The organism is Pseudescherichia vulneris (assembly GCF_902164725.1).
GTDB lineage: Bacteria > Pseudomonadota > Gammaproteobacteria > Enterobacterales > Enterobacteriaceae > Pseudescherichia > Pseudescherichia vulneris.
This window is the reverse complement of sequence record NZ_LR607338.1, coordinates 676,676-677,725: the sequence shown is the minus strand read 5'-3', so window position 1 is coordinate 677,725 and position 1,050 is coordinate 676,676. Positions and strand designations below refer to the sequence as shown.

At 60.8% G+C, this 1,050-nt stretch carries 1 pseudogene; it reads right to left on the bottom strand.

Features of this window, described 5'->3' with window-relative positions:
• Positions 1 to 1,050: pseudogene (locus FN633_RS02740) on the bottom strand (hypothetical protein); the annotation flags it as partial.

Below are 1,050 nucleotides of genomic sequence, written 5' to 3'. Positions count from 1 at the left end.
GCCTGACTGCTTAATGTTCCACATGCTGATCGCCTTGAGGTCTGCACCGATGCGCACACCATCCACGTCCAGCTCAAGGTCAGGCCGCACGCGGATTTCCAGACCGGTTTCTTCATCGATGCCGAAATAGCTGGTCTCAACGGCGCGATCCGGGTGCAGCAGCAGCTTCCCGGCGGTCGGGTGCGCATGCAGCGCTTTCTGGATGGCCAGCGCAGTCTCCAGCTGCTGGCGGGTCACCAGCACCTTGCCGTCGGGGTTCTCGCGCCAGGCATCCAACAGTTCGTCGGCGAATACGGCATCCGGTCGGACCGCCTTAAGCGCCTGAATCAGATCCGCTTTGGTACCGGACACTTTCAGCGGCGCAGGCTTCTGCACTTCCTGCGCAACCAGGTCAGGATTGACGATCGCCAGCTGCTCCAGCAGCGTGTCACGGCTGCCGGTGGTCTTTGCCGGAGCGGGCAGGGTGGCGTTGTACTCTTTGATGCAGGCCTTCATAGCTGCAGCGGTCTGTTTCTTATCGGCCTCGATGCGCTGAAACTCCTCCGGCAGCGCCATATAGCTTTCAGCGGTTTCGTCTATTGAGGTGCCCAGCGACAGCGGCGCGGGCAGGGTAGCGTTATGGGCCTCCAGCAGCGCTTTGATATCGTCAGCGCTCAGCTGCGGCGGCAGACTGGCGTTGTACTCGTCAATGCAGGCGCGGACCGTCGCCGTGGTGGTGAGAGCACCTTCCGGAATTTCTGGCTCGATGCTGAACTCGGCGGCCAGCGTCTCCGGCTGCAGCGCCAGCGCATGCACCAGGTTGCCCATATCCAGGACTTTGGAACGTTCGCGCGCTATTGTCTTTGAGACGTGGCGCGCTTCGAAATACATCAGAGAGACACGGGCGTCTTTCACCATGGTGCTGCTGATCCCGTTCGCAGCGTGGTAAACGTCGTTCGGCAGACCCTCATAACGGCCCGGCTCGAAATAGGCTGGCCAATGCTTCCCGGCAGCTTCTCGCTCGGGAATACCCACTACTGCTTCGATTACTGACGTTTCTGGTGCTGTTTG